The following is a 26,454-nucleotide window of genomic DNA, read 5'->3' as shown; positions in this document are numbered from 1 at the left end:
CTCCGGCTTGTAAGCGGGAGCGCATGCGTCTCTCAGTCGAGGGCGCCTACGAAGCGGATTGCCACCGATCGCTCCAATATGGGGCATCGCCCGCGAAATGGAAGGCGCGGGCGCCTAGAACCAGAAGCGCACCCCGGCCACGAAGGCGGTATCTTCCACGTCCTCGCCGCCCTGCCGCGCGAAGCGGGCGGTGTCGCCGAGCTTGCGGCTCCAGGATACGCCCACATAGGGCGCGAATTCGCGCCGAAGCTCGTAGCGCAGCCGCAGCCCGAGTTCCGCATCGCTGAGACCGGAGCCGGTGCGGGTCGCGGCCACGTCCTGTGCCGCGAAGTTGAGCTCCACGCGCGGTTGCAGGATCAGTCGTTGCGAGATCCGCTGATCGTACCAGCCCCCGAGTCGGCCCAGCAGGTCGCCCTTGGTCGACAGGAACAGCGCGGCTTCGGTGTGGAACTGGTAGGGGGCCAGTCCCTCAAGCCCCACCGTGGCATAGGTCCGATCAGGCCCGACGCCGAAGTCCTGCCGTACGCCCGCCTGCAGGTTGAAATAGGGGTCGATCGCACGCGAATAGAGCGCCTGCACTTCCGCATGCTCCATGTCGCGGCCGAAGCTGCCTTCGCCTTCGCTCTTGATCCACAGCCGATCGATGTCGCCGCCGAAGAAGGCTTCGCCGTCCCAGCGATAGCCATCCGTGCCGTTGCGCATCTGAACCTCGGCAAGGTTGAGGAGTACCTGGCCGTAACGCTGGCCACCGCCCTCCTGCATCATCGCATGGTGGCCGCGCGCCATGTCCTCGGGCGGAAAGAAGCGGTCGGCGTAGCGGTCGCTCGGGACGGGCGGAGGCGGCGCATCGCCGGCGGGCAGGTCGGTGCCGACCGGCCCCGCCGGATCGGCCGCGGGCACCGGCATCTGGTGGCCGGCGTGCGGGTCTGCGGCCGGCGTGTGGTGCTGGATGGGAGCCGGGGCGGCGGGCGCCATCTCGTGCCCGCCATGGTGCTGGGCAAGCGCCGGAGCGCTGGCGAGGGTCGCGAGCGCCGTCCACGAAAGCACACGGATCATGCCGCTTCTCCCGCCGGTCGCACGCTCACGACGCGCATCATGCCCGAGGCCATGTGGTATAGCATGTGGCAGTGGAACGCCCAGTCGCCGATCGCGTCTGCGGTGAAGTCGAAGGTGACGGTGCCGCCGGGCTGGACTAGCACCGTGTGCTTGCGCGGGGCATGGCCGCCATGGCCGGTCACGAGTTCGAAGAAGTGGCCGTGCAGGTGGATCGGGTGGCCCATCATCGTGTCGTTCACCAGCTTCACACGCACGCGTTCGCCCAGAGTGAAGGGCAGCGGCTCCATCGAGTCCAACATCCTCCGCCCGTCCATCGACCACATGTAGCGCTCCATGTTGCCGGTGAGGTGGACCTCGATCGAGCGGCCGGGCGCGCGCACGTCGGGGTTGGGCGCAAGCGCGACGAGGTCGCGGTAGACGAGCACGCGGTGGCCGGCGTCCGTCAGCCCCTGTCCGCGCTCGCCGGTGCGGTCGACCGGCATCGGCGCGATCGTCTGGACGCTCGGGTCGCGCGCGACCTGCGGCGCGTTGGCGAAGTCGCGCATCCTCATGGAGCCATGCTCCATCGTGTGCGGCGCCGGTGTGCCGTGGCCCATGACAGCATGATCCATGCCGGCGTGCCCCATGGCAGCGTGGTCCATCTGCGCCATGCCGCCGGGAGCCGTGCCCTGTGCCGGTGGTTCGGCGCCGGACGTGGCGAGCCGAGCGGAAGCATTCTGCTCGGCGGTCGGATCGACACCGCGCGCTGGGGTGTGCTGCATGTCGCCCATGCCCATGTCCTTCATGGTCGCGACGGGCCGGCTGCGAAGCGGCGGCACCGGCCCGACCATGCCGGCGTGTGGTGCCAGGGTCGCGCGCGCCAGGCCGGACCGGTCGACGCTCTCGCCCACCAGCGTGTAGGCGCGGTCCTCCGGCGGCGTGACGACCACGTCATAGGTCTCGGCGACGGCGATCTGGAGCTCGTCGACGGTGACCGGGCGCACATGCTGCCCGTCCGCCTGCACCACCGTCAGCGGCAGGCCCGGGATGCGGACGTTGAACGTCGTCATCGACGAGGCGTTGATGATGCGCAGCCGCACCCGCTCGCCCGGGCGGAACAGCGCCGTCCAGTTGTCCGCGGGGCCATGGCCGTTGACCAGATAGGTATAGGTGTCGCCGGTCACGTCGGCGATGTCGGTCGGGTCCATGCGCATCGCGCCCCACTGCAGCCGGTCCTTGAGCGGCTGGTCCTTGCCCGCGGCGAGGCCGGCGAGGGTCTGGCGCTGCCGGTTGTAATAGCCGGGCTCGACCTTCAGATGCCGGAAGATCGCGTCGGGCGACTCGCGGCTGTGGTCCGACAGGACGATCACATGCTCGCGATCGAAGGCGACCGGGTCCGCTCCTGCCGGGTCGATGACGATCGGGCCATAGAGCCCCATCTGCTCCTGGAAGCCCGAATGGCTGTGGTACCAATAGGTGCCCGACTGGACGACCGGGAACTCGTAGGTGAAGTGGGTGCGGGGCAGGATGCCGGGGAAGGAAACGCCCGGCACGCCGTCGAACTGCGCCGGCAACAGCAGCCCGTGCCAGTGGAGCGAGCTGTCCACGTCCAAGTCGTTGTGCACGTGCAGGCGAAGCTTCTGCCCTTCGCGCAGGCGCAGCAGCGGGGCCGGCACGGTGCCGTTGATGCCGATCGCCTGCGTCCGCCGCCCGTCGATCGTCATCGTCTGCCGCTGGATGCGCAGCGTGATGTCCTCGCCCGAAAGCTCCGGAAGCGCGGTCCCGGTCGACACCGAGTGTGCCCAGGCCGGCATCCAGGCCGACAGCGCCATGCCGCCGCCCGCCAGGGTGGCTCCGCGCAACAACCTGCGGCGATCGAGAACCAGACTCATGCGTTCACCCTCATGCGGCCACGACTCTGCGGCCCTGCGAGCCCTTGCTCGCGTGGGAGACCCTGGCGGCTGACACCATGTCAGGGTCAAGCGGAAAGCAGCCCTTGACCCTGACATGATGTCAGTCCCCATCTAGGGCGGTGATGGAGGATGCGATGCACAATCACCACTCGCCCATGACGGAACACGCGCAGGGAGGATGCTGTGGCGGAGGCGCCACGGCCAGGGACCCGGTGTGCGGAATGGCGGTGGATCCGGCCAAGACCGCCCATCATGCCGAACAGGACGGTGTCGCCTATCATTTCTGCTGCGCCGGTTGCCGCACCAAGTTCCTGGCCGATCCCGACCGCTATCTCGGGGATGCGCCCCGCGCGCAGGCGCCTGCCGCGCCCGATGCGATTTATACCTGTCCCATGCACCCGGAGATCCGGCAGCAGGGGCCCGGCACCTGCCCGATCTGCGGCATGGCGCTGGAGCCGGAGGCGCCGTCGCTCGACGATGGCCCCAACCCGGAACTGGTCGATTTCACCCGCCGCACCTGGGTGTCCGCGGCGCTCGCGGTGCCGCTGCTCGCGCTCTCGATGGGCGCGGAGATGCTGGGGCTGCGGCTGGTGCCGCCTGCATGGTCGTCCTGGGTGCAGCTCGTGCTGGCGGCGCCGATCGTCCTCTGGGCGGGGCTGCCCTTCTTCGAGCGCGGATGGGCGTCGCTGCGTTCGCGCCACTTCAACATGTTCACGCTGGTGTCGATCGGCGTGGGGGCGGCGTTTCTCTACAGCCTGGTGGCGACGGTCGCGCCGGGGCTGTTCCCGCCCACCTTCCGCGTCCACGGCATGGTGCCGGTCTATTATGAGGCGGCCGGCGTCGTCGTGACGCTGGTGCTGCTGGGCCAGGTGCTGGAACTGCGCGCCCGTGCCGCCACCGGCCGCGCCATCCGCGCGCTCCTGAATCTGGCCCCCAAGACCGCTCGCCGGATCGACACCGGCGGGCGCGAGTCCGAAGTGCCGCTGGACGCGATCCTTGCGGGCGACCGGCTGCGCGTGCGTCCGGGCGAGGCGGTGCCGGTGGATGGGATCGTGGTCGAGGGGCAGTCGTCCGTCGATGAATCGATGCTCACCGGCGAACCCGCGCCGGTCGCCAAGGAAGCGGGCGCGGCGCTCACCGGCGGTACCGTCAATGGCACCGGTGCTCTCGTGATGGAGGCACGTGCGGTCGGCGCCGACACGGTGCTCGCGCGCATCGTCGCGATGGTCGCCGCCGCGCAGCGCAGCCGTGCGCCGATCCAGGCGGTGGCGGATCGCGTCTCCGGCTGGTTCGTGCCACTGGTAGTGGCGATCGCGGCCGTGACGTTCCTGGTGTGGAATGTCGTAGGTCCGGAGCCGCGGTTCAGCCATGCGCTGCTGAACGCCATCGCGGTGCTGATCATCGCCTGCCCCTGCGCACTGGGGCTGGCCACGCCGATGTCGATCATGGTCGGCACCGGCCGCGGCGCCCAGGCGGGCGTGCTGGTCAAGGACGCGCAGGCGTTGCAGGCACTGGAGAAGGTCGACACGCTGGTTATCGACAAGACCGGCACCCTGACCGAGGGCAAGCCGCGGCTGACCGTCCTCGAGGCCGTCGGGATGGCCGAGGACGAACTGCTCGCCCTCGCGGCGGCGGTGGAGGCTCACTCCGAACACCCTCTGGCGCACGCCATTGTGACGGAAGCGGCACGGCGCGGACTGGCGGTGGCACCGGCCGAAGGGTTCCGATCGAAGACAGGCGCAGGCGTCATCGCCGACGTGGCGGGACGCTCCGTTGCGATCGGCAACGCAGCGATGATGCGCCAGGCAGGCGCGGACCCGCAGCCGCTCGCCGCCCGCGCGGAGGCATTGGCACGCGACGGCGCGGGCGTGATGCTGGTCGCTGTCGACGGTCGCATCGCCGGGCTGCTCGGTGTCGCCGATCCCATTCGGGAATCTGCCTCCGGGGCGATCGCTCAGCTGTGTGCCGAGGGGTTGCGGATCGTCATGCTCACCGGCGACGGTCGCGGCGCGGCGGAGGCCGTCGCGCGTACCATTGGCGGCATCGACGAAGTCCACGCCGGGCTCGCGCCCGAGGACAAGGCGCGCATCGTCGGCGAGCTCAAGGCGCGCGGCGCACGCGTGGCGATGGCGGGGGACGGCATCAACGATGCGCCCGCGATTGCCGCGGCCGATGTCGGCGTGGCGATGGGGACCGGCACCGATGTCGCGATCGAAAGCGCGGGGCTGACGCTGACCCGCGGGGACCTGGCCGCGATGGTGCGCGCACGGCGGCTGGCAAAGGCGACGATGCGCAACATCCGCCAGAATCTCGCCTTCTCCTTCCTGTTCAACGGCATCGGCGTGCCGGTCGCGGCCGGCGTGCTTTATCCCGTCGCCGGCATCCTGCTGTCGCCCATGCTCGCGGGTGCGGCGATGGCGCTGTCGTCGTTTGCAGTGGTAACCAACGCGCTGCGACTGAACGGAGTGCGGCTATGAACATCGGCCAGGCGGCGGACGCGAGCGGCATCTCGCAGCGGATGATCCGCCACTATGAAAAGATCGGCCTGATCCCGGCGCCGCTGCGGCGGGACAGCGGCTACCGCGACTATGATGCGGCGGATGTGGCGCGGTTGCGCTTCGTCGCCCATGCCCGCGACCTGGGCTTCCCGATCGAGGAGGTCCGCTCGCTCCTCGGGCTCTGGCAGGACCGCCACCGTTCCAGTGCGGACGTGAAGGCGTTGGCGATCGCACGCGCCGAGGAACTCGGCCGCAAGGCGCGTGCGCTGGAGGAGATGCGGGGCACGCTGCTCGACTTGGCGCAGCGCTGCCACGGCGACGACCGGCCGGACTGCCCGATCCTCGATCGGCTTGCCGATCCGGCCTGAAAACGAAAGGGGCGCCGCAGCGCGACGCCCCTTCGGTTCGGTGGCAGGTCGGCGTTACTCCGCGGCCATGCCGGCGTGCGAGAACATGTCGCTCTCGCTCGCTTCCTCGTTCGTGGCGCCCGGGCCCTTCGCCTTCTGGCGCTTGTCGAAGCTGTCCCAGACCTCGTTCCAGTTGCCGCGGGTCGCGCCCTTCGAATATTCGGTCGCGCGCTGTTCGAAGAAGTTGGCGTGCTCGACGCCGTTCAAGAGCGGCGTCAGCCACGGCAGCGGGTGCTCGTCGATCATGTAGATCGGCTTCATGCCCAGCTGCCCCATCCGCCAGTCGGCGATGTAGCGGATGTACTTCTTGATCTCCTTGGGCGTCATGCCGTTGACCGGGCCCATCTCGAACGCGAGGTCGATGAACGCGTCCTCCAGCCGGATCGTAGTCTGGCACTGGTCGGCGATGTCGTCCTTCACCGCCTTGGTCAGGCAGTCCCGCTCCTTGGTGAAGGCGTGGAACAGCTGGATGATGCCCTCGCAGTGCAGGCTCTCGTCGCGCACCGACCAGGACACGATCTGCCCCATGCCCTTCATCTTGTTGAAGCGCGGGAAGTTCATCAGCATCGCGAACGACGCGAACAGCTGAACGCCCTCGGTGAAGCCGCCGAACATCGCCAGGGTGCGGGCAATGTCCTCGTCGGTGTCGACGCCGAACTGCTGCAGATAGTCGTGCTTGTCCTTCATCTCGGCATAGTCGAGGAAGGCGCCATATTCGCTCTCGGGCATGCCGATCGTGTCGAGCAGGTGGCTGTAGGCCGCGATGTGGATGGTCTCCATGTTGCTGAACGCCGTCAGCATCATCTTGACCTCGGTCGGCTTGAACACGCGACCGTACTTCTCGTGGTAGCAGTCCTGCACCTCGACGTCGGCCTGGGTGAAGAAGCGGAAGATTTGCGTCAGCAGGTTGCGCTCGTGATCGGACAGCTTCTGCGCCCAGTCGCGGCAATCCTCGCCCAGCGGCACTTCCTCCGGCAGCCAGTGAACCTGCTGCTGGCGCTTCCAATATTCATAGGCCCAGGGATATTCGAAGGGCTTGTAGGTCTTGCGGGCGTCGAGAAGGGGCATGGGTCAGACTCCAGGAATTTGAATTGGGCGGGCGCGGCGACCGGTCATGGTGTCTGGTTCCAGGACCATTGCGCCGTCGCGAAGATGGCAAGGACGAGGGCGAGGGCCGCGAGCATGGTGCCGGCGATGCGATAGCCGTAGACCGCACCCTCGCTGGTGGCCCCGCGCAGCCGCAGGAGCAGCCAGGCGCCGGCCACACCTGCGACGAGTGCCACGCCGTACATGATGAACACCGCGACGGTCATGCGACCATCCGGGGAGACGTGCGTTGATCGGCCGTCACCAACCAAGGAGGACTCCCATGGCAGACCTGACGGCCATCAAGGAACATATGGAAGTGATCGGCGCGGACGGCGTCCATGTCGGCACCGTCGACAAGGTCGAGGGCGACCGTATCAAGCTGACCAAGAAGGACAGCGGTGCCGACATCGAGGGCGTCGAGGAAGGCCTCCATACCGACCATCACCACTTCATCTCCATCGGCCTGGTCGCCGAGGTCGAGGGCGACAAGGTCCGCCTGTCGGCGAACGCGGACGTCGCGGTCACCTTCGAAGAGGAAGAGGACGGCGAGCCGCTCTGATCCGGATGCCGCCGCAGCGGTCCGCGGTGCGCGGACCGGTGCGGCGATTCCGAACGTGGCGGAGGCTGCGTTCATTCCATCCTCATCGCCCCAGCCGGGGCGGATCGGCGTCCCGGAGCAACGGCTCCCGGGACGCCTTCCTATAGCATAGCCGACGGGCGGCTGCGCGGCCTTACTGGCAGGCCAGGCACTCGTCGTAGTCGGTGCTCTCGCCGATCTCGAACTTCGGCGCCTCGGGCGTGTTGTCCGCCTCGACGCCGCCGGTGCCGGCAAAGCCCGCGCGCTGGATCGACTTCGAGCGCAGATAGTAGAGCGACTTGATGCCCAGCTCCCACGCGCGGAAGTGGAGCATCAGCAGGTCCCACTTCTCGACATCGGCCGGGATGAACAGGTTCAGCGACTGCGCCTGGTCGATATAGGGCGTGCGGTCACCGGCCAGCTCGAGCAGCCAGCGCTGGTCGATCTCGAAGCTGGTCTTGAAGCACGCCTTTTCGTCCACCGACAGGAAGTCGAGGTGCTGGACCGAGCCGCCATGCTCCAGGATCGAGTTCCAGACCGCGTCCGAGTCCTTCGACTTCTCGCGCAGCAGCTTCTGGAGGTGCGGGTTCTTGACCGCGGTCGAGCCGGACAGCGTCTTGTGGGTGTACATGTTCGCCGGGATCGGCTCGATGCACGCCGAGGTGCCGCCGCAGATGATCGAGATCGACGCGGTGGGCGCGATCGCCATCTTGCAGCTGAACCGCTCCATCACGCCCATGTCGGCGGCGTCGGGGCAGGGGCCGCGCTCGACCGCCAGCTGCATCGACGCCTCGTTCACCTGGGCGTTGATGTGCTTGAAGATCTTGAGGTTCCACGACTTGGCCATGGCGCCCTCGAACGGCAGCCCGCGCGCCTGGAGGAAGCTGTGGAAGCCCATCACGCCCAGGCCCACCGAACGCTCGCGCTCGGCCGAATAGCGGGCACGCGCCATCTCGTCGGGAGCGTTCTTGATATAGTCGGTAAGCACGTTGTCGAGGAAGCGCATCACGTCCTCGATGAAGCGCTTGTCGCCGTTCCACTCGTCCCACTTCTCGAGGTTAAGCGAGGACAGGCAGCACACCGCAGTGCGATCGTTGCCGAGGTGGTCGGTGCCGGTCGGTAGCGTGATTTCCGAGCAGAGGTTCGAGGTCGAGACCTTGAGCCCCAGGTCACGATGATGCTTGGGCATCGTCGAGTTCACATGGTCGGAGAACACGATGTACGGCTCGCCGGTGGCGAGGCGGACCTCGACCAGCTTCTGGAACAGCGCGCGTGCGTCCACCTTGCCGCGAACCGAGCCGTCCTTGGGGCTCTTGAGCTCCCACTCCGCACCGGCCCGCACGGCTTCCATGAAGGCGTCGGGGATCAGCACGCCGTGGTGCAGGTTCAGCGCCTTGCGGTTGAAGTCGCCGGAGGTCTTGCGGATCTCCAGGAACTCCTCGATCTCCGGGTGGGAGATGTCGAGGTAGCAGGCGGCCGAGCCGCGGCGCAGCGAGCCTTGCGAGATCGCGAGGGTGAGCGAATCCATCACGCGCACGAACGGGATGATGCCGCTGGTCTTGCCGTTGAGGCCCACCGGCTCGCCGATGCCGCGGACGTTGCCCCAATAGGTGCCGATGCCGCCGCCGCGCGAGGCGAGCCAGACGTTCTCGTTCCAGGTCTCGACGATGCCTTCCAGGCTGTCGGGGACCGAGTTCAGGTAGCAGGAGATCGGCAGGCCGCGGCCGGTGCCGCCGTTGGACAGCACGGGTGTCGCCGGCATGAACCACAGGCGCGAGATATAGTCGTACACGCGCTGCGCATGCGCAGCATCGTCGGCGTAGGCCGAGGCCACACGCACGAACAGGTCCTGGAACGACTCACCGGGCAGCAGGTAGCGGTCGGTCAGCGTCTCCTTGCCGAACTCGGTCAGCAGCGCGTCGCGCGCATGGTCGACCTCGACCGGATAGGGGCGGGCAATCGAACGGCTGTTGCGCGCGGCCGCAGGGGCGGGTGCGTCCAGCGTGGTCGTGCTGTCGCCTGCGCGATTGTCCTGGCTGTCCCTGCTGAAATCCATGCTGCCCTCGTTCCAAATATCTTGTTCGCGGCCTTGGCAGGCCCGATGTAGCGTCGCCGAACACGGCCGCAACCAGCCCGCGTGAGCCACCTGCACCGTCAAAAAACGCGGCTTTTCCGCCGCATTCCGTTCAAACTGGAAGCCTTCGCTGGATACCAGCGATAGCGCCGCTTCCCAGGCGCCACCACAAGACTTGGTGTCGCGCAAACCTCGGCAGCTTGCAAGATCGCTCGTCGCAGTGAATCCGGCGTTCATCGTTCCCCGGCGCGCGCGACGCGTGGACATTCCTAGCGATCAAGCGAAAACCGCAGCCTGAAAAAATTTTCGCGTGCGCCCGGCAGCCCTGCCGCCCCGTTGCAAGCGGTCGCTGTCGGCCTCAAGCTGCGTCCACAAGCTAGGGAGTATCGGATGCGGCGGGTACAAGGGGGAATGCTGGGATTGGCGCTGCTGGCGCTTGCGACGACCGCGCGCGCGGAGCCGCCCCAGACGCCTCCCATCGAGGAACTCTCCCTCTCCGACGCCGCAGCCGCATTGGCCGCGGGCACCAGCAGCGAGGCGCTGACTCGCGCCTATCTCGCGCGCATCGAGGCGATCGACCGCAAGGGGCCGACGCTGCGCAGCGTCGTCGCCGTGAACCCCGAGGCGCTGGCGCAGGCGCGTGCCCTCGACGCCGAACGGCGCGCAGGACGAATCCGCGGTCCGCTTCACGGCGTGCCGGTGCTGATCAAGGACAATATCGAGACTCGGGAACTGCCGACCACCGCCGGCAGCCTGGCGCTCAAGGACAATCGCACCGGCCGCGATGCGCCGGTGGTGGCGCGGCTGCGCGCGGCAGGCGCCGTAATCCTGGGCAAGACCAACCTGTCCGAATGGGCGAACATCCGCTCTTCCGGGTCGATCAGCGGATGGAGCGCAATCGGCGGGCTGGTGCGCAACCCCTATGCGCTCGACCGTACCGCCTGCGGATCCTCCAGCGGCAGCGGCACGGCCGCCGCCGCCAGCCTCGCCGCGGCGGCGGTGGGGACGGAGACCGACGGCTCGGTCGTGTGCCCGGCGGCGATGAACGGGCTGGTGGGGCTCAAGCCGACGATCGGCCTGGTCAGCCGCACCCACATCGTGCCCATCAGCCACAGCCAGGACACCGCGGGACCGATGGCGCGCAGCGTGCGCGATGCGGCGCTGCTGTTCTCGGCAATGATCGGCAGCGATCCCGCCGACCCGACCACGCGCGACGCCGACCGGCACCGCACCGACTATGCCGCCGCGCTATCGGCCGATGCGCTGAAGGGTATGCGGGTGGGCGTGCTCCGGCCTGAAATGTCGGCGCCGCTCGCGAAGCAATATGATGCGGCCCTAGCCGTGCTGCGCGCGGCAGGCGCGACCCTGGTCGACGTGACGCCGCCCAAGCTCGACGGCCTGGGCGAAGCCGAGTTCCTGGTGCTGAAGGCGGAGCTGAAGGCCGACCTCAACGCCTATCTCGCGACCACGCCGCATGCCGTGAAGACCCGCACGCTCGCAGACGTCATCGCGTTCAATGCCGAGCACGCCGACACCGAAATGCGCTTCTTCGGCCAGGACACGTTCGAGGCGGCGCAGAAGATGCCCGGCCTCGAAGACCCGGCCTATCAGGAGGCGCGCGCCAAGTCGCTGCGGCTCGCGGGTGCCGAGGGCATCGACGCGATGCTCGGCCAGGCGAAGGTCCGGCTACTGGTGTCGCCGACCTATGGTCTGCCCTGGCTCTCCGATCCGGTGCATGGCGATCATTTCGTGCCGCCCTCGGCCAGCGAACTTCCCGCGGTGGCCGGCACGCCGCACCTGACGGTGCCGATGGGGCTGGTGCAAGGGCTGCCCGCCGGCCTCTCCTTCCTCGGACCCAAGTACAGCGAGGCGCTGCTGCTGGGCGCCGGCTATGCGTTCGAACAGCGCGGGCGGATGCGGGTGAAGCCCGGCTATGCGGCGAGCGTGCCGACGGTGGGCGGACTGGAAGCGGCGCGATAGACGGCCTGGCGGGCGCCTCTTTCGTGCTCCTGCGAAGGCAGGAGCCCAGGGTTCCGGGCGCGACCGTCGTTCTGCTGGGCCCTGGATCTCCGCCTGCGCGGGGATATGGAAGGAAGTGCGACGAAGACCTAACCGCGCCAGCGGCGTTGCAGGCTCGCCTGCCACAGCAGCACCAGCGGTACCGCTCCCAGCTCGACGCACAGCCCGACCAGATGCCCGGTGGACGGCGCACCCACCGACAGCAGCGACCACGCCCGTGCCAGCCCGCCGATCACCACCATCATCCCCAGCAGGCGAAAGCGTGCGCCCCGCTGCTCGATCGCGGGGATGCAGCTGGCAAAGCCCAGCGCCATCCCCAGGAACACGCCGGACAGGTAGCGGAAATGGCTGTCGAGGTCCGCGCGCACGGCGTCCTGCGCCAGCCACTCGGCCCCGCGCAGGATGCCGACGCTCGCCGTGGACAGTGGGATCAGGCACAACAGCGCCACGACCGCCTGCAGCAGCCGGCGCTCCCAAGTCACGGCAGCGGCAGTTCGAGCAGGTCGGAGCGGACGCGGATCGCGCGCACGGACATGTGGATCTCGATCAGGAAGCAGATCAGCCCGCCGGTCAGCAGCAGCATCGAGACGATGAAGGCGACCGCGATCACCTGCCCGATCTGAAAATTGCCCAGTTCGGCCACGAACAGCATCGCCACCACCAGACAGATCGCGATCGCGGCCATGACGACCAGATAGACCGCGTTGTTGATCATGCGGATGCGCCCGTCGATCAGCCGCAGCTCCGCCACATGCTGGACCCGCTCGGGATCGCCGCCGCGCAGCTGCAGCGCGGTCAGCTGCCGCGAGCGATCGACGATGCGGGCGAGCCGCCCGACCATCACGTTCAGGATCGCGCCGAGGCCGGCGAGCAGGAACACGGGCGCGATCGCGACCTGGATCGTTTCTGCGACGGTGGAGAGGACGGGAGAGAATGCCACGCGCCCGTTATTCGTGGGCCGCCAAGGTTGCGCAAGCGAAATGGTGGCGTCGGGGCGCTGCCGGTCGGGCCGCGCCGGGCGGTCAGATCACCTCCATCTTGCTGTTGTAATGGTGCCAGGCGAGGATCGCGGCGGCCCCGCGGTGTGGGCGCCAGCCTTCCGCCAACACCCGCACCAGCTTCTCGTTCGGGCGTTCGGCGTGGCCCAGGATGCGCCCGACCTCCACCTGCACCGCGAGGTCACCGGCCGGCCAGATGTCCGGCCGCCCCTCGGCGAACAACAGGTAGATTTCCGCCGACCAGCGCCCGATCCCCTTGATGCGGATAAGCGCCGTGATCGCTTCCTCGTCGTCCGCCGGCAGCGCGGCCAGGTCCAGTCGCCCGCTCGCCACTTCGTCGGCCAAGCTGCGGGCGTAGCCGATCTTCTGCCGGGAGAGCCCGGCGGCGCGCAGCGTCTCGTCGCTTGCGGCGGCAAGACGGGCAGGTTCCTCGACCTCCCCAAGCGCCTCCTCCAGCCGGCGCCACACGGCGGCGGCGGCATGGACGCTCACCTGCTGGCCGACGATCGTGCGCAGCAGCGTCGCATAGCCGGGCTCGCGAATGCGCGGTGGGGGATAGCCGACGCGCCCGACCGCGGCGGCGAACGCCGGCTCGATCGCGCCAAGCGCATCCAGTGCCTCGCGCAGCTGTTGTGCGCTCAAGCCCATGCCGGCATCCGAGCCCGTGCGCCTTGAATTTGGCGGCGGCGGTCGCCAATGGCCTGACAGCTGTTCTGGAGAAAATGCATGCCCACGCTTACCGTCACCACGCGCGAAGGAGAAGAACGCAGCGTGCCCGCAGAGGTCGGCCTGAGCGTGATGGAAGTGATCCGCGACGCCGGCTTCGACGAACTGCTGGCGCTGTGCGGCGGCTGCTGCAGCTGCGCGACCTGCCACGTCCATGTCGACGCGGAATTCCTGCCGCTGCTGCCGCAGATGAGCGAGGACGAAGACGAGCTGCTCGACAGCACGTCGGACCGTGACGAACGCTCGCGCCTGTCGTGCCAGATCCAGTTCACCCCGGCCCTCGACGGCCTGCGCGTGACGATCGCCGCCGAGGACTGAGGCTAGGGGCACGAACGTTGAACCCACCCGTTCGTCCTGAGTAGCCATTGAGCGTAGTCGAAATGGCGTATCGAAGGACCGCCACGGTGCTTCGATACGGGACTTCGACTTCGCTCAGCCCTTACTCAGCACGAACGGACATATTTTCCTGATGCTTCAGGCGCTGGGCTTCAATCCGGCGACGATGCGCCGGGCCAGCCCCGGCCCCTCGAACACCAGCGCCGAGTAGAGCTGCACCAGGCTGGCACCCGCATCCAGCCGACGCTGGGCTTCATCCGCCGAGCCGATGCCGCCGACCGACACCAGCGGCAGCTGCCCGCCGGTGATGTCGCGCGCCTCGGCAAGCTTGGCGCGGGCGAGCGCGGCGAGCGGCGCCCCCGAAAGCCCGCCCGTTTCGCCCGCATTCCCCGACCGCAGCCCCGCCGGCCGCGAGATCGTGGTGTTGGAGACGACCAGTGCGTCGATGCCGCCGTCGATCGCCGCGCGGGCGGCGACCTCCAGCCCGGCGCGATCGAGATCCGGCGCGACCTTCAGGAACAGCGGCACCCGCCGGATCGCCAGGTGACGCGCCGCGTCGCAGGCGGCGATCAGCTCGCCCAGCGCCGGCTGTGCCTGCAGGTTGCGCAGGCCCGGCGTGTTGGGCGAGCTGATGTTGATCGTCAGATAGTCGGCGAAGGGCGCGGCCTTGGTGATGCCGGCGACATAGTCGGCAATGGCGCTGTCGCCCGCCACCGACTCCTTGTTGGCGCCGACGTTGATGCCGAGCACGCCGCGGCGCTCGGGCATGCGGGCGATGCGGTCGAGCGCCGCGTCGAGCCCGCCGTTGTTGAAGCCCATGCGGTTGATGACCGCGCGGTCCTCCACCAGCCGGAACAGCCGCGGTTGCGGATTGCCGGGCTGCGGGCGCGGGGTGAGCGTGCCGACCTCGACCGATCCGAAGCCGAGCGCGAAGAAGCCGGCGACGGCCTCCGCATCCTTGTCGACGCCCGCCGCGAGCCCGACCGGGTTCGGGAAGCGCAGCCCTGCGATCGTGACCGGCATCTCGCGGGGCGTACCGGGCGCGAACGGCGAGCCGGCGGCACCCCAGGCAGCCAGCGTGCGGATCGTCAGGCGGTGCGCACGCTCGGCATCGAGCGAGAACAGCAGGGGATGATAGAAGCGCATCGTCCGGCTATGGCAGCGGCGGGAAGGGGGGTCAAAGCCTGCGAGTGTCCCGGCGCGGCCCTCCGATTACTGTGATCGGAACAATAACGCCAAAGAAGCCTTCGCGCCTGCAAAATCCGGTTGACCCTAAGGGTCGCTGCTCCCATTTGCAATTCAGACCGGAATGATCCGATTGGGAGCCATGCGACTTTCCAGCCTTGCCGACTATGCCGTCGTGATGATGAGCGCGACCGCGCGCCACTGCGGTGGCGTGGCGCGGCTCAACGCGACGCGGCTGGCCGAGGATACGGGCCTGCCGCTGCCGACCGTCCAGAAGCTGGTGAGCCGCCTGTCGGCCGCCGGGCTCGTCGAGACCGGGCGCGGGGCGGCCGGCGGCTTCCGGCTGGCACGGCCCGCGGCGGCGATTTCGCTTGCCGACATCGTCGAGGCGGTGGAAGGGCCTATCGCCCTCACCACCTGCGTGGATGCCGACCGCCACGACTGCGCGGTGGAGGGCAGCTGCCGGGTGCGTCCCCATTGGGGCGGCGTCAACGCGCTGGTCCGCGACGCGCTCGCCTCGGTCAGCCTGGCAACGATTTCTTCTTCTGCAGGCCCCGAGCCTGTTGAACCAACCCTTTCCCAACTGGACCCCGCGCTGCGGCCGGGTGCCGGAGTGCACGCATAATGGCTACCAAGAACGCAGAGGCGCTCGCCGCCGCGAACAAGAAGTACGAGTGGGGCTTCTCCTCGGACATCGAGCAGGACTTCGCGCCCAAGGGGCTGAGCGAGGATACGGTCCGCTACATCAGCGCCAAGAAGGGCGAGCCCGAATGGATGCTCGACTGGCGCCTGAAGGCGTTCCGCCTGTGGCAGACGATGGAGGCGCCGGACTGGTCGAAGCTCAACGTCCCGCCGATCGACTATCAGGACGCCTACTATTACGCCGAACCCAAGGCGAAGCCGAAGCTCGGCAGCCTGGACGAGGTCGATCCCGAGATCCTGCGCGTTTATGAAAAGCTCGGCATCCCCATCGAGGAGCAGAAGATGCTCGCCGGGGTCGAGGGCGCGCGCAAGGTCGCGGTCGACGCGGTGTTCGACAGCGTTTCGGTCGCCACCACTTTCCGCAAGGAGCTGGAAGCCGCCGGCGTCATCTTCCGCTCGATCTCGGAGGCGATCCGCGAATATCCCGATCTGGTCCGCAAGTGGCTCGGCAAGGTCGTGCCGCAGCGGGATAATTATTTCGCGACGCTGAACTCCGCGGTCTTTTCGGACGGGACTTTTGTCTACATCCCTGAGGGCGTACGCTGCCCGATGGAGCTGTCGACCTATTTCCGCATCAATGCGGAGAACACGGGCCAGTTCGAGCGGACGCTGATCGTCGCCGACAAGGGTGCATACGTCAGCTACCTCGAAGGCTGCACCGCGCCCATGCGCGACGAGAACCAGCTGCATGCGGCTGTCGTCGAGTTGGTGGCGCTGGACGATGCCGAGATCAAGTACAGCACGGTCCAGAACTGGTATCCGGGCGACGAGAACGGCGTCGGCGGCATCTATAACTTCGTCACCAAGCGCGCGCTGTGTCAGGGCAAGAATTCGAAGGTGTCGTGGACCCAGGTCGAGACCGGCTCCGCCATCACCTGGAAGTATCCCAGCTGCGTGCTGGCGGGCGAGAACAGCGTCGGCGAATTCTATTCTGTGGCCGTCACCAACAATCGCCAGCAGGCCGATACCGGCACCAAGATGATCCATCTGGGCAAGGGCAGCCGCTCGACGATCGTGTCGAAGGGCATCTCGGCCGGCCGCTCGGACAACACCTATCGCGGGCTCGTCCGCGTCGGCCCGACCGCCGAGAACGTCCGCAACTTCACCCAGTGCGACAGCCTGTTGCTCGGCGACCAGTGCGGCGCGCACACCGTGCCGTACATCGAGGTGCGGAACCCGTCGGCGCAGATCGAGCATGAGGCGACGACCTCGAAGATCAGCGAGGACCAGCTGTTCTACGCGATGCAGCGCGGGCTCGACCAGGAAGCGGCGGTGGCGCTGATCGTCAACGGCTTTGCCCGCGAGGTGCTGCAGCAGCTGCCCATGGAGTTCGCGGTCGAGGCGCAGAAGCTGCTGGGGATCTCGCTCGAAGGCTCGGTCGGCTGATCGACGCAAGGGCGCTTGGTACTACGGGGCGGCGCGCGCTGCCCGGACAATGGAAAGTTCTGGAAGTCATCCATGCTGAAGATTGAAAACCTGCACGCCGAGATCGACGGCAAGCCGATCCTGAAGGGCCTTTCGCTGACCGTGAATGCGGGCGAAGTGCACGCGATCATGGGGCCGAACGGCGCCGGCAAGTCGACGCTCGGCTACGTCCTCGGCGGCCGCCCGGGCTATGAGGTGACCGAGGGCTCGGTGACCTTTGGCGGCGAGGACCTGCTGGAGATGGAGGCGGACGCACGCGCGGCTGCCGGCCTGTTCCTGGGCTTCCAGTATCCGGTCGAGATCCCCGGCGTCTCCAACGTCCAGTTCCTGCGCGAGGCGCTGAACGCCCAGCGCAAGGCGCGCGACGAAAAGCCGCTGTCGGGCGGCGAGTTCCTGAAGCTCGCCCGCGCACAGGCCGATGCGCTCAGCATGGACGCGGAAATGCTCAAGCGCCCGGTCAATGTCGGCTTCTCCGGCGGCGAGAAGAAGCGCAATGAGATGGTGCAGATGGGCATCCTCAATCCCAAGCTCGCGATCCTGGACGAGACCGACTCCGGCCTCGACATCGACGCGCTGCGGATCGTCGGCGACGGCATCAACCGGATCATGCGCGCGCCCGACAAGGCGGTCATCCTGATCACCCACTATCAGCGGCTGCTCGATTACGTGAAGCCGGACGTCGTTCACGTGCTCGCCGACGGGCGGATCGTCCGCACCGGCGGTGCCGAACTCGCGCTCGAGCTGGAGCGCGAGGGCTACGCGCAGGTGGCGGCGTGAGCACCCTCGAACTTCCTTCGCCCAAGTCGGAGCGGTGGCGCTGGGCGGACCTGCCGGCACTGCAGCGCGCGGCCGAGAGCCCGCGTGGAGCCGCACCCGATCTCGACGCCGCGCTGTTGCCGATCGATGGCCCGCGGCTGGTGTTCGTCGATGGCGTCTATGACGCCGCGCGCAGCGCGCCCGGGCCGGTTGCTGTCGGTAGCCGTGCCTGGACGAGCGAGCACCCGCTCGCCCGCTTCGGGCAGCTTGAGGGCTGGGCGCTGGAACTCGGCCAGGAGGCGGTGAGCGATCCGATCCAGATCGTCCATCTGGGGTCGGGCGGCGACAATCATCTGCGTGGGTTCATCGCGCTCGCGCCCGATGCCGCGGCGTCGGTGGTCGAGACCTTCGTCGGCAGCGGCTGGGCCAATCGCCAGACCCGCATCGAACTCGCACGCGGTGCGCGGCTGATGCGCTCGGTCCGGCTGATCCAGTCGGACGGCTTCGTTTCGATCCGCGACGAGGTCGATGTCGGCCAGGCGGCAAGCTATGCCGCGACCTTCCTAGGTGCCGGCGGCATGGGCAGCCGCATCGACGGCGAACTCGTGGTGAGCGGCACCGATGCCTATGCCGAAATGGGTGGCGCGCTGCTGACCCGCGGCGAGCAGCGCCAGGAGTGTGCGGTGACCGTCCGCCATGCGGCCGAGCGCGGTACCAGCCACCAGACCTGGCGCGCGGTCGCGGCCGACCAGTCGGCCGCGAGCCTTGCTGCCCGCGTCGATGTGGCGCGCGGTGCGCAGAAGACCGACGGCGAACAGTCGCTCCGCGGCATCCTGCTCCAGCGCACGGCGACGGTGAACCTCAAGCCCGAGCTCGAGATCTTTGCCGACGACGTGAAGTGCGCGCATGGCGCGACCGTGGGCGAGCTCGACAATCGCGCGCTCTTCTACCTTCAGAGCCGCGGCGTGCCGCGCCCGCGCGCCAAGGCGCTGCTGACCCGCGCATTCGTGGCGGACTCGCTCGACCGCATCGGCCAGGAGACCGTGCGCGAGGCGTTCGTGGCCGACGCCGATCGCTGGCTGGAAGCGGCGCTGTGAGCGTGCTGGCCGACACCCGTCCGCTCGACGTGGTAGCCGATTTCCCGGCGATCCCGGCGGGCTATGCCTATCTCGACACCGCCGCGACCGCGCAGAAGCCGCGGCCGGTGCTCGACGCGATCGCGCGCGGCTATGGCGAGACCTATGCCACCGTCCACCGCGGGGTCTACCAGCGCTCGGCTGACATGACGCTGGCGTTCGAGGCGGCGCGGCGGCGGGTGGCAAGCTTCATCGGCGCGGGCTCGCCGGACGAGATCGTCTTCACCCGTGGTGCGACCGAGGGGATCAACCTGGTCGCGCAAAGCTGGGCCGGCACGCAGTTGAAGGCGGGCGACCGCATCCTGCTGTCGATGCTGGAGCACCACAGCAACATCGTGCCGTGGCAGATGGTCGCAGAGCGGGTGGGTGCTGCAATCGACGTCGTGCCGCTCACCGCCGACGGCCGCATCGACCTGGACGTGATGGCGCAGATGCTGCGGCCCGAGCACAAGCTCGTCGCGCTTGCCCATGTCTCCAACGTGCTGGGCTCGGTACTCGACGTGCAGCGCGCGGTGACGCTGGCGCATGGCGTCGGCGCCAAGATCCTGATCGACGGCTGCCAGGCGGTCGCGCGGCTGCCGGTGGACGTGACGAAGCTCGGCTGCGACTTCTACGTCTTCTCCGGCCACAAGCTCTACGGTCCGACCGGCATCGGCGTGCTGTGGGGCAGGGCGGAGCTGCTCGAAGCGATGCCGCCGTACCAGGGCGGCGGGTCGATGATCGACCGAGTGACCTTCGAGCGCACCACCTATGCGCCGCCGCCGGGACGGTTCGAGGCAGGGACGCCGCATATCGTCGGTGTGCTCGGGCTGCATGCCGCGATCGACTATGTCGCGGGCATCGGTCTGGACGCGATCCACGCGCACGAGACGGCGTTGGTCGCCGCCGCCCGCGAAGGGCTGGGGCGGATCAACTCGGTCACGCTGTTCGGGCCGGAAGATTCCGCCGGCATCGTCAGCTTTGCGTTTCAGGGGGTGCATCCGCACGACATCGGCACCATCTTGGACGAGGAACGCGTGGCGATCCGCGCCGGCCACCATTGCGCACAGCCGCTGATGGATCGGCTCGGGGTGCCGGCGACCGCGCGCGCAAGCTTCGGCGTCTATAATTCCCAGGCCGACGTGGACGCACTGGTGCGCGGACTGGAACGAGTGAGCAGGATCTTCGGCTAATGGACGAGACACGTAGGATCGCGGTGGAAGAAGTCGACACGGTGGACGCGCCGCGCAAGGCACGCGTGGACGAGGTGGTCGATGCGGCAGCGGAGCCGCGCCGTCGCGACTATCTGGAAGGTTTCCTGGCGCAGAAGCCGGAGCCGGTGTCGGCCGGCGAGCCGGGCGGCGAAATCTACGACGGCGTCATCGCGGCGCTGAAGGAGATCTATGACCCCGAGATCCCGGTCAATCTCTATGACCTGGGGCTGATCTATGGCGTCGACGTGACCGAGGGTGGCCATGTCGCCGTCACCATGACGCTGACGACGCCGCACTGCCCGGTCGCGGAATCGATGCCGGGCGAAGTCGAGTTGCGCGTCGGCGCGGTGCCGGGCGTCGCCACGGCCGAGGTGAACCTGGTGTGGGATCCGCCCTGGGACCCGCAGAAGATGTCCGACGAGGCCAAGCTCGAACTCGGCATGTTGTAAGGGAGGAACGAGACATGGCCACCACCCTTCGCCCCCGTCCCGCCGCGCTGACGCTGACCCCGTCGGCCGAGCAGCGCATCGCCGACCTGATGGCCAAGGCGCCCGAGGGCGCGATCGGCGTCAAGCTCTCGACCCCGCGCCGCGGCTGTTCGGGCCTCGCCTACTCCGTCGACTATGTCACCGAGGCCAAGCCGTTCGACGAGCGCATCGACACGCCAATCGGCACGCTGTTCGTGGACGGCGGCTCGATCCTCTACCTAGTCGGCTCGACCATGGACTGGGTGGAGGACGATTTCACCGCCGGCTTCGTGTTCAACAACCCCAACGCCAAGGGCGCCTGCGGCTGCGGGGAGAGCTTCACGGTTTGAGGCGGCGCTCCCTCGCCTGGAGAGGGGCGCTTAGCTTGCAGGACCGCCCGTGCTCCTGCGGAAGCAGGAGCCCAGGGTTTCAGGCGCGGTCGTTCGTAGCTCTGGGCTCCTGCCTGCGCAGGAGCACGGCTGCGCGTCGGAAACCAGTGGGGTGCGGTCGTGTGGATTTCATCCGCAAACGTCCGCCCCGGAACACGCCTTCAGGAAAAGCACGCGATCAACAATGATCTCATGCCCCGATAGGCCCATGTGGCCGTATTCTCCCGGATACATTGTTTTTCGGCCGACGAATTCGATGATCCATTTCCGCCCGCGTGGACGATGCTCGCCGTCCACATAAACACGGCTCATGTCGAGCCAGATCGTCGCCGCCCGGGCTCGTTCGAATTGCTGCCGCCATCCGGCGGATTTCGGATCGGCGCGTGGCCATTCGGGCGGGGTGGATCCTTCCGGTATGAAGGCTTGCCCCTCGAACGCATCGACCCAAACGCCTCGGTAGCGCCGGGGGGGCTCCATCTTGTAGCATTGGTCCGTCGGGATTGATCCGATCGTCCCCGCGTCGATGTGGTAGGCGCAGGGGTACTCCCGCAACGCATGGCCAGCGTAGCGATAGCATCCATGCCCCACATCCGCTTGCGTGCACGGCTTCGTGAGCAGGCGTGCGCGTTCCTGATCTTCCGCGCGGGCGAATACTCGAGGGTCCGGAGGGTCGAACTGCCCGGCGTCGGCCGCGCCGGAACTCAGCGTCACGCAGGCGAGGATCAGGATCAGCCGCCGTGTTCGCATGTGCCTCCCCTTGGTGATCGGAAACCGCGTTGCCGCTGCGTCGAGTGCTCCCGAGGTTTGAGGATGCTGCACCATTCGCCGAACGCCCGCAACGGGCGCGGCGCCCGACCCCGTTACATGTCCCGCCCTACTCCAGCCTTTGCAGCCGCTCCGTCACCACCGGCGCAATGCGCGTGACCATCTGCTGCACGCCCTTGGCGTTCGGATGCACCCGGTCGGCCTGCATCAGTGCGGGGTTGCCGATCACGCCGTTCAGCACGAACGGGTAGAGCACCGCGTCATACTCCTCGGCTAACTCCGGGAAGATGCGGTTGAATGCGCCTGCATAGTCCGCGCCCAGGTTCGGCGGCGCCATCATACCGGTGAGCACCACCGGGATCTTGCGGCGCTTCAGCTCGTCCAGCATCGCTTTCAGGTTATCGCGCGTGGTGGCCGGCGGGATCTGGCGCAGCACGTCGTTGCCGCCCAGGCCCAGCACCACCAGGTCCGGCGTGCGCTTCAGATTATCGAGCGAGAAGACGAGCCGCTGCCGCCCCGCCGCGGTCGTGTCGCCCGAGACGCCCGCGTTCACCACCGTCGCGTTGATGCCGGCGCCGCGTAGCGCCGTCTGCAAGCCGTCCGGGAAGCTCTGCCCGCGCGCCAGGCCGTAGCCCGCGTAGAGGCTGTCGCCGAACGCCAGCACCAGCCGCTCGGGACCCTGGGGCACGCTCGCCGCGGGTGCCGCGGCCGCCTGCGCCCCATTCACCGGCACGTTCGCCTGGTCGGCCGGGACCTCTCGCGCCCCTCGATCATCGCAGCCTGCGAGCAGCAAGGCTTGGAGAAGCAGCGTACCCGCTCCATAACGAAAGCTACCATCCTCCAATGCGATCCTCCGACATGCCCGAAACGAACCACGGCGATATGGTGATCGCCGCGCGTGATGTCACCTTGACCCTCGGCAACGGCGACGCCGCCACGCCGATCCTGCGCGGGATCACCCTTTCGGTGGCGCGTGGCACCAGTCTGGCGCTGCTGGGCGCATCGGGCTCGGGCAAGTCGTCGCTGATGGCGGTGCTTTCCGGATTGGAGCGGGCGACGGGCGGCAGCGTGCACGTGGCCGGCCTCGACTTCGGCGCGCTCGACGAGGATGCGCTGGCAAGGGCACGGCGCGGGCGCATCGGAATCGTGCTCCAGGCATTCCACCTGCTGCCCACCATGACCGCGCTGGAGAATGTCGCCGTGCCGATGGAACTGGCCGGCGACACGGATGCGTTCGCGCGCGCCGAGGCGGAACTGCAGGCGGTCGGGCTCGGCCATCGCCTCAGCCATTATCCCGCGCAGCTTTCGGGTGGCGAGCAGCAGCGTGTCGCCATCGCCCGCGCGCTCGCCGGCCGGCCGGAGATCGTGTTCGCCGACGAGCCGACCGGCAACCTCGATGCCGCTACCGGCGCTGCGATCATGGACCTGTTGTTCGAGCGACGCGCCGCCACCGGCGCCACACTGGTCGTCATCACCCATGATCCCGCGCTTGCCGAGCGCTGCGACCGCATCGTCTCCCTCGCCGACGGACGGATCGTGCGGGACGAGACTAAGTGAACGAGTGGCGGCTGGCCTGGCGGCTTGCACGGCGGGAACTGCACGGGCGGTTCCGCGGCTTGCGGCTGCTGCTGGTGTGCATGTTCCTGGGCGTTGGGGCACTGGCGGCGATCGGCAGCCTGTCGGCGGCGATCGACGGCGAGCTCAAGGCGCGCGGCGCGGCGATCCTGGGCGGCGACATCGAGTTCGCCACCTCGCAGCGTGCTGCGACCGACGCGGAGCGCGCAGCCTTTGCCCGGCTCGGCAGGGTTTCCGAGACCACCGGCATGCAGGCGATGGCCGTGCGAGATGGCGGTGCCGAGAGCCCCCAGACGGTTCCCGTGACGCTCAAGGCGGTGGATCGCAACTACCCGCTCTACGGCACCCTGCGCCTCGCCGATGGCAGCATCGCCCATCCCGCCGATCCGACGCGCGTCTGGATCGCCCCCGGCCTTGCGGAGCGGTTGCGCGTCGGCGTGGGGCAGCAGCTGCGCCTGGGAAGCGCCCGCTTCACCATCGCCGGCATCATCGCCGACGAGCCCGACCGGCTGGGGGAGGGGTTCACCCTCGGCCCCGTCGCGATCGTCTCGCTGGAGGGTGTCGCCCGCACCGGCCTGATCCAGCCGGGCAGCCTCTATGAGACCAAGTACCGGATCGCGCTGCCCGCCGATCGCGCGCCGGACGCGGCGGCGGAGGCGATCAAGGCAGCCTTTCCCGACGGCGGGTGGGAGGCCAAGACCCGCGACCGTGCGTCGCCGGGGGCCGCGCGCTTCCTGGACCGCATGGGCCAGTTCCTGGTGCTGGTGGGGCTTGCCGCGCTGGCCATCGCCGGGATCGGCGTCGGCAATGGCGTGGGCTCCTATCTGGCGACCCGCCGCGGCAGCATCGCCGCGTTGAAGGTGCTGGGCGCGGCCTCGGGAGGCATCGCGCGCGTGTACCTGCTTCAGGTCGCGGTGGTCGCGGGCGTCGGCATCCTGCTGGGGTTGGTGGCGGGCATCGCCGCCGTGCCGCTGATCCTGTGGGTCGCGGGCGACGTGCTGCCGGTGGCGCCGGAGCTCGCGATCCATCCGGCACCGCTGGCGCTCGCCGCCGGCTACGGCCTGCTGACCGCGCTCGCCTTCACCGCGCCGCCGCTGGTGCGGGCGGGCGCCGTTCCCGCCGCGGGCCTGCTGCGCGGCAGCCTCGATCTGCGGCGCGCGCCCTGGCGGCGCGTGCTGCCGTGGACGAGCGGGGCGGGGCTCCTGGTGGTCGCGATCGCGGTCGCCACTGCCGAGCAGCCGTGGTTCACCGCCAGCTTCCTCGCCACCATCGCCGGCACGCTGCTGCTGCTCGCGGGCTTCGGCTGGGGGGTGCGCTGGCTTGCCGCGCGCTTGCCGCGGCCCCGTGGCCCGCTGCTGCGGCTGGCGCTCACCGGGCTCCACCGGCCGGGCGCGCGTACGGTCACGCTGGTGGTGGCGCTGGGGCTCGGCCTCACGCTGTTCGTGCTGCTGGCCGCGATCCGCACCAGCATCGACGCGAACATCCGCGAGACGATCCCGCAAAAGGCGCCGGCGCTGTTCGCTCTCGACGTGCCCCGCGACCAGGTCGATCTCTTCCGCCGCACCGTCACCGGCGTTGCGCCCCGGGCAGAGCTGCGGATGGTCCCGCTGATGCGCGGCACGATCACCGCCTATGCCGAGACGCGCGTCGCCGACCTCGAGACCCTGCCGGAAGGTGCCTGGGCGCTGCGGGGCGAGCGCGGCCTAACCTATTCGGAGACGCTTCCGGAGGGCAACGAACTGTTGGAGGGCAAATGGTGGCCGGCCGGCTATGCCGGCCCGCCGCTGGTGTCGCTCGACGTCGATCTCGCGCGGGCCCTGGACCTCAAGATCGGCGACCCGATCCGCTATTCGGTGCTCGGCGTCGAGCGGGAGGCGCGCGTCGCCTCCTTCCGCCGCATCCACTGGGACAGCCTGGGCTTCAACTTCGTGATGGTGTTCAGCCCCAACGCCATCTCCGACGTGCCGCACAACCTGGCCGCCACGATCGACCTGGCGAAGGGGCAGGAGGGCGCGGTCACTCGCGCACTGCTGCCGCGCTTTCCCTCGGTCTCGGTGGTGGAGGTGCGCGGCGTCGTGGAGCAGGTGCGCACGATCGTCAGCCAGATGGCGACCGCCATCGCCGCGGCGGCCTCCGTCGCGATCCTTGCGGGCATTGCCGTGCTGATCGGCGCCATCGCAGCGGCGCGGGAGGCACGCACCTATGACGGCGTGATCCTGAAGACGCTGGGCGCCACGCGGGCGCAGGTGCTGGCGGTGCAGGCGCTCGAATATGCGTTGCTGAGTGCTGCCATCGCGGCCCTGGCGCTGGCGCTCGGGCTGGTGGGTGCCTGGTACGTGGTGGTGGAGGTGTTCGCGTTCGAATGGCTGCCGGACTATCCGACGGTGTTGGGAACGCTTGCGGTCGGGGCGGGGGTGACGCTGGTCATCGGCATCCTGGGCGCGCTTCCGATCCTGGGCATTCGCCCGGCACGCGCCTTGCGTCAGCTCTAGCGGTGGGCGCTAAGTTGCTTATATGACGGGAATTATGAAAGCCGCGCTTTGCTGTTCCGGACGGGGTCGTCCCCGCGAATTCGATGTCGAGGAAGCCTTGGCCGCCGCGCTGCGGGTGTTCTGGAGCAAGGGCTATGAGGGCGCTTCGCTGTCCGACCTGACGGAGGCGATGGGGATCACGCGCCCGAGCCTCTATGCCGCCTTCGGCAACAAGGAGTCGCTGTTCCGCAAGGCGCTCGACCTCTACGAGCGCGAAAAGCTCAGCTATATCAGCGTCGCGCTGGAAGCGCCGACCGCCCGCGAAGTCGCCGAGCGGCTGTTGCGCGGCGCGGTGGAAAGCCACGCGAGCACCTCCGGGCCGCGCGGCTGCCTGGGCGTGATCAGCTCGGTCGCCTGCGGGGCGGACGCGGAGTCGATCCGTGAGGAGGTCCTCAAGCGGCGCGCCTCTTCCCAGGCCGCGCTGGTCGCCCGTTTCGAGCGCGCCAAGGCAGAGGGGGACCTGCCCGCGCACGTCGATCCGCAGGGTCTTACCGCCTATCTGGTGGCCATCCTCCAGGGCATGACGGTGCAGGCGGGCGCGGGTGCCAGCAGCGAGGCGTTGAACGCGTTGGTCGATACCAGCCTGGCGATGTGGCCGAGCGCCTGAACGCTGGGTTTCGCTAAAAACTACCAACGGGTACAAATATCCCGTTGACGG

At 68.6% G+C, this 26,454-nt stretch carries 26 protein-coding genes; 15 read left to right on the top strand and 11 right to left on the bottom strand.

Going from position 1 to position 26,454, the window contains the following annotated elements; translation table 11 throughout:
- Window positions 1-114 precede the first annotated feature (114 nt).
- Together ABDZ92_RS01125 and ABDZ92_RS01120 are read right to left on the bottom strand one after the other, a co-directional pair.
- Window positions 115-1,056: a copper resistance protein B gene (locus ABDZ92_RS01125; RefSeq protein ID WP_125961963.1), complete on the bottom strand. Its 942-nt coding sequence runs from the start codon at window positions 1,054-1,056 to the stop codon at window positions 115-117.
- Window positions 1,053-2,927 carry a copper resistance system multicopper oxidase gene (locus ABDZ92_RS01120; RefSeq protein ID WP_125961964.1) on the bottom strand — a complete coding sequence of 625 codons (1,875 nt, stop codon included), beginning with the start codon at window positions 2,925-2,927 and terminating at the stop codon, window positions 1,053-1,055. The genes ABDZ92_RS01125 and ABDZ92_RS01120 overlap by 4 nt, the downstream gene beginning before the upstream one ends.
- 242 nt (window positions 2,928-3,169) lie before the next feature.
- Between ABDZ92_RS01120 and ABDZ92_RS01115 the strand changes: the two genes are divergently transcribed.
- On the top strand, window positions 3,170-5,425 hold the full coding sequence (locus tag ABDZ92_RS01115) for a heavy metal translocating P-type ATPase (RefSeq protein WP_241211973.1): 2,256 nt from the start codon (window positions 3,170-3,172) through the stop codon (window positions 5,423-5,425).
- Window positions 5,422-5,814, top strand: coding sequence for a Cu(I)-responsive transcriptional regulator (cueR, locus tag ABDZ92_RS01110; RefSeq protein WP_125961966.1), 393 nt, complete (start codon window positions 5,422-5,424; stop codon window positions 5,812-5,814). Before ABDZ92_RS01115 ends, cueR begins: the two co-directional genes overlap by 4 nt.
- A 54-nt stretch (window positions 5,815-5,868) precedes the next feature.
- On the opposite strand, the gene ABDZ92_RS01105 is transcribed toward cueR, so the two are convergent.
- Entirely contained in the window at window positions 5,869-6,921 is a 1,053-nt protein-coding gene (locus tag ABDZ92_RS01105; protein ID WP_125961967.1) for a ribonucleotide-diphosphate reductase subunit beta, read from the bottom strand.
- 44 nt (window positions 6,922-6,965) lie between these two features.
- Window positions 6,966-7,166: a hypothetical protein gene (locus ABDZ92_RS01100; protein WP_125961968.1), complete on the bottom strand. Its 201-nt coding sequence runs from the start codon at window positions 7,164-7,166 to the stop codon at window positions 6,966-6,968.
- Window positions 7,167-7,222: 56 nt separating this feature from the next.
- Between ABDZ92_RS01100 and ABDZ92_RS01095 the strand changes: the two genes are divergently transcribed.
- Window positions 7,223-7,501: a DUF2171 domain-containing protein gene (locus ABDZ92_RS01095; protein ID WP_125961969.1), complete on the top strand. Its 279-nt coding sequence runs from the start codon at window positions 7,223-7,225 to the stop codon at window positions 7,499-7,501.
- A gap of 172 nt (window positions 7,502-7,673) precedes the next feature.
- Here the strand turns inward: ABDZ92_RS01095 and ABDZ92_RS01090 are convergent, their stop codons facing one another.
- Complete coding sequence (locus ABDZ92_RS01090) at window positions 7,674-9,575, bottom strand: ribonucleoside-diphosphate reductase subunit alpha (RefSeq protein ID WP_125961970.1); 1,902 nt, start codon at window positions 9,573-9,575, stop codon at window positions 7,674-7,676.
- A gap of 408 nt (window positions 9,576-9,983) precedes the next feature.
- Here ABDZ92_RS01090 and ABDZ92_RS01085 point away from each other — a divergent pair, with 408 nt between their 5' ends.
- A complete protein-coding gene (locus ABDZ92_RS01085) occupies window positions 9,984-11,573 on the top strand; it encodes an amidase (protein ID WP_125961971.1) in 1,590 nt (529 codons plus the stop codon).
- 128 nt (window positions 11,574-11,701) lie between these two features.
- Here ABDZ92_RS01085 and ABDZ92_RS01080 read toward each other — a convergent pair whose 3' ends face one another.
- From ABDZ92_RS01080 to ABDZ92_RS01070, 3 genes are all read right to left on the bottom strand, one after another.
- Window positions 11,702-12,094 carry a DUF4345 domain-containing protein gene (locus ABDZ92_RS01080; protein ID WP_125961972.1) on the bottom strand — a complete coding sequence of 131 codons (393 nt, stop codon included), beginning with the start codon at window positions 12,092-12,094 and terminating at the stop codon, window positions 11,702-11,704.
- Window positions 12,091-12,552 carry a DUF2721 domain-containing protein gene (locus tag ABDZ92_RS01075; protein ID WP_125961973.1) on the bottom strand — a complete coding sequence of 154 codons (462 nt, stop codon included), beginning with the start codon at window positions 12,550-12,552 and terminating at the stop codon, window positions 12,091-12,093. The genes ABDZ92_RS01080 and ABDZ92_RS01075 overlap by 4 nt, the downstream gene beginning before the upstream one ends.
- 82 nt (window positions 12,553-12,634) lie before the next feature.
- Window positions 12,635-13,258, bottom strand: coding sequence for a DNA-3-methyladenine glycosylase family protein (locus tag ABDZ92_RS01070; protein ID WP_125961974.1), 624 nt, complete (start codon window positions 13,256-13,258; stop codon window positions 12,635-12,637).
- A gap of 78 nt (window positions 13,259-13,336) precedes the next feature.
- Here ABDZ92_RS01070 and ABDZ92_RS01065 point away from each other — a divergent pair, with 78 nt between their 5' ends.
- Complete coding sequence (locus tag ABDZ92_RS01065) at window positions 13,337-13,654, top strand: 2Fe-2S iron-sulfur cluster-binding protein (protein WP_125961975.1); 318 nt, start codon at window positions 13,337-13,339, stop codon at window positions 13,652-13,654.
- A 156-nt stretch (window positions 13,655-13,810) separates the two neighbouring features.
- Here the strand turns inward: ABDZ92_RS01065 and ABDZ92_RS01060 are convergent, their stop codons facing one another.
- On the bottom strand, window positions 13,811-14,818 hold the full coding sequence (locus tag ABDZ92_RS01060) for a quinone-dependent dihydroorotate dehydrogenase (RefSeq protein WP_125961976.1): 1,008 nt from the start codon (window positions 14,816-14,818) through the stop codon (window positions 13,811-13,813).
- Between the two features lie 181 nt (window positions 14,819-14,999).
- Between ABDZ92_RS01060 and ABDZ92_RS01055 the strand changes: the two genes are divergently transcribed.
- The 7 genes from ABDZ92_RS01055 (at window position 15,000) to ABDZ92_RS01025 (ending at window position 20,886) form a co-directional block, all read left to right on the top strand.
- Window positions 15,000-15,482, top strand: a complete 483-nt coding sequence (locus ABDZ92_RS01055) for an SUF system Fe-S cluster assembly regulator (RefSeq protein WP_125962022.1) — start codon at window positions 15,000-15,002, stop codon at window positions 15,480-15,482.
- Window positions 15,482-16,945, top strand: coding sequence for a Fe-S cluster assembly protein SufB (gene sufB / locus ABDZ92_RS01050; protein WP_125961977.1), 1,464 nt, complete (start codon window positions 15,482-15,484; stop codon window positions 16,943-16,945). The genes ABDZ92_RS01055 and sufB overlap by 1 nt, the downstream gene beginning before the upstream one ends.
- A 72-nt stretch (window positions 16,946-17,017) precedes the next feature.
- Window positions 17,018-17,761: a Fe-S cluster assembly ATPase SufC gene (gene sufC / locus ABDZ92_RS01045; RefSeq protein WP_125961978.1), complete on the top strand. Its 744-nt coding sequence runs from the start codon at window positions 17,018-17,020 to the stop codon at window positions 17,759-17,761.
- Window positions 17,758-18,837 carry a SufB/SufD family protein gene (locus tag ABDZ92_RS01040; protein ID WP_125961979.1) on the top strand — a complete coding sequence of 360 codons (1,080 nt, stop codon included), beginning with the start codon at window positions 17,758-17,760 and terminating at the stop codon, window positions 18,835-18,837. The genes sufC and ABDZ92_RS01040 overlap by 4 nt, the downstream gene beginning before the upstream one ends.
- Entirely contained in the window at window positions 18,834-20,048 is a 1,215-nt protein-coding gene (locus ABDZ92_RS01035) for a cysteine desulfurase (RefSeq protein ID WP_125961980.1), read from the top strand. Before ABDZ92_RS01040 ends, ABDZ92_RS01035 begins: the two co-directional genes overlap by 4 nt.
- The gene (locus ABDZ92_RS01030) at window positions 20,048-20,518 is read left to right on the top strand and encodes an SUF system Fe-S cluster assembly protein (protein ID WP_125961981.1); all 471 of its coding nucleotides are present in this window, start codon (window positions 20,048-20,050) and stop codon (window positions 20,516-20,518) included. Before ABDZ92_RS01035 ends, ABDZ92_RS01030 begins: the two co-directional genes overlap by 1 nt.
- A 14-nt stretch (window positions 20,519-20,532) precedes the next feature.
- Window positions 20,533-20,886 carry a HesB/IscA family protein gene (locus tag ABDZ92_RS01025; RefSeq protein WP_125961982.1) on the top strand — a complete coding sequence of 118 codons (354 nt, stop codon included), beginning with the start codon at window positions 20,533-20,535 and terminating at the stop codon, window positions 20,884-20,886.
- Window positions 20,887-21,054: 168 nt separating this feature from the next.
- Here ABDZ92_RS01025 and ABDZ92_RS01020 read toward each other — a convergent pair whose 3' ends face one another.
- Window positions 21,055-21,747, bottom strand: coding sequence for a hypothetical protein (locus ABDZ92_RS01020; RefSeq protein WP_125961983.1), 693 nt, complete (start codon window positions 21,745-21,747; stop codon window positions 21,055-21,057).
- Between the two features lie 52 nt (window positions 21,748-21,799).
- A complete protein-coding gene (locus ABDZ92_RS01015; RefSeq protein WP_241211975.1) occupies window positions 21,800-22,483 on the bottom strand; it encodes an arylesterase in 684 nt (227 codons plus the stop codon).
- A 65-nt stretch (window positions 22,484-22,548) separates the two neighbouring features.
- On the opposite strand from ABDZ92_RS01015, the gene ABDZ92_RS01010 reads away from it, so the two are divergent.
- Genes ABDZ92_RS01010 through ABDZ92_RS01000 form a run of 3 tightly spaced genes read left to right on the top strand, consistent with a single transcriptional unit; the run spans window position 22,549 to window position 26,403 of the window.
- The gene (locus ABDZ92_RS01010) at window positions 22,549-23,247 is read left to right on the top strand and encodes an ABC transporter ATP-binding protein (RefSeq protein ID WP_272695207.1); all 699 of its coding nucleotides are present in this window, start codon (window positions 22,549-22,551) and stop codon (window positions 23,245-23,247) included.
- Window positions 23,244-25,757 carry an ABC transporter permease gene (locus tag ABDZ92_RS01005; protein ID WP_125961984.1) on the top strand — a complete coding sequence of 838 codons (2,514 nt, stop codon included), beginning with the start codon at window positions 23,244-23,246 and terminating at the stop codon, window positions 25,755-25,757. Before ABDZ92_RS01010 ends, ABDZ92_RS01005 begins: the two co-directional genes overlap by 4 nt.
- 22 nt (window positions 25,758-25,779) lie before the next feature.
- Window positions 25,780-26,403 (top strand): TetR/AcrR family transcriptional regulator, encoded by a 624-nt coding sequence (locus tag ABDZ92_RS01000; protein WP_125961985.1) that lies wholly within the window; start codon window positions 25,780-25,782, stop codon window positions 26,401-26,403.
- Window positions 26,404-26,454: the final 51 nt, after the last annotated feature.

This window comes from Sphingomonas molluscorum, from assembly GCF_039522995.1.
Lineage (GTDB): Bacteria > Pseudomonadota > Alphaproteobacteria > Sphingomonadales > Sphingomonadaceae > Sphingomonas > Sphingomonas molluscorum.
Note: the sequence above shows the minus strand (reverse complement) of the source record. Positions and strands in the feature narration are given on the sequence as shown.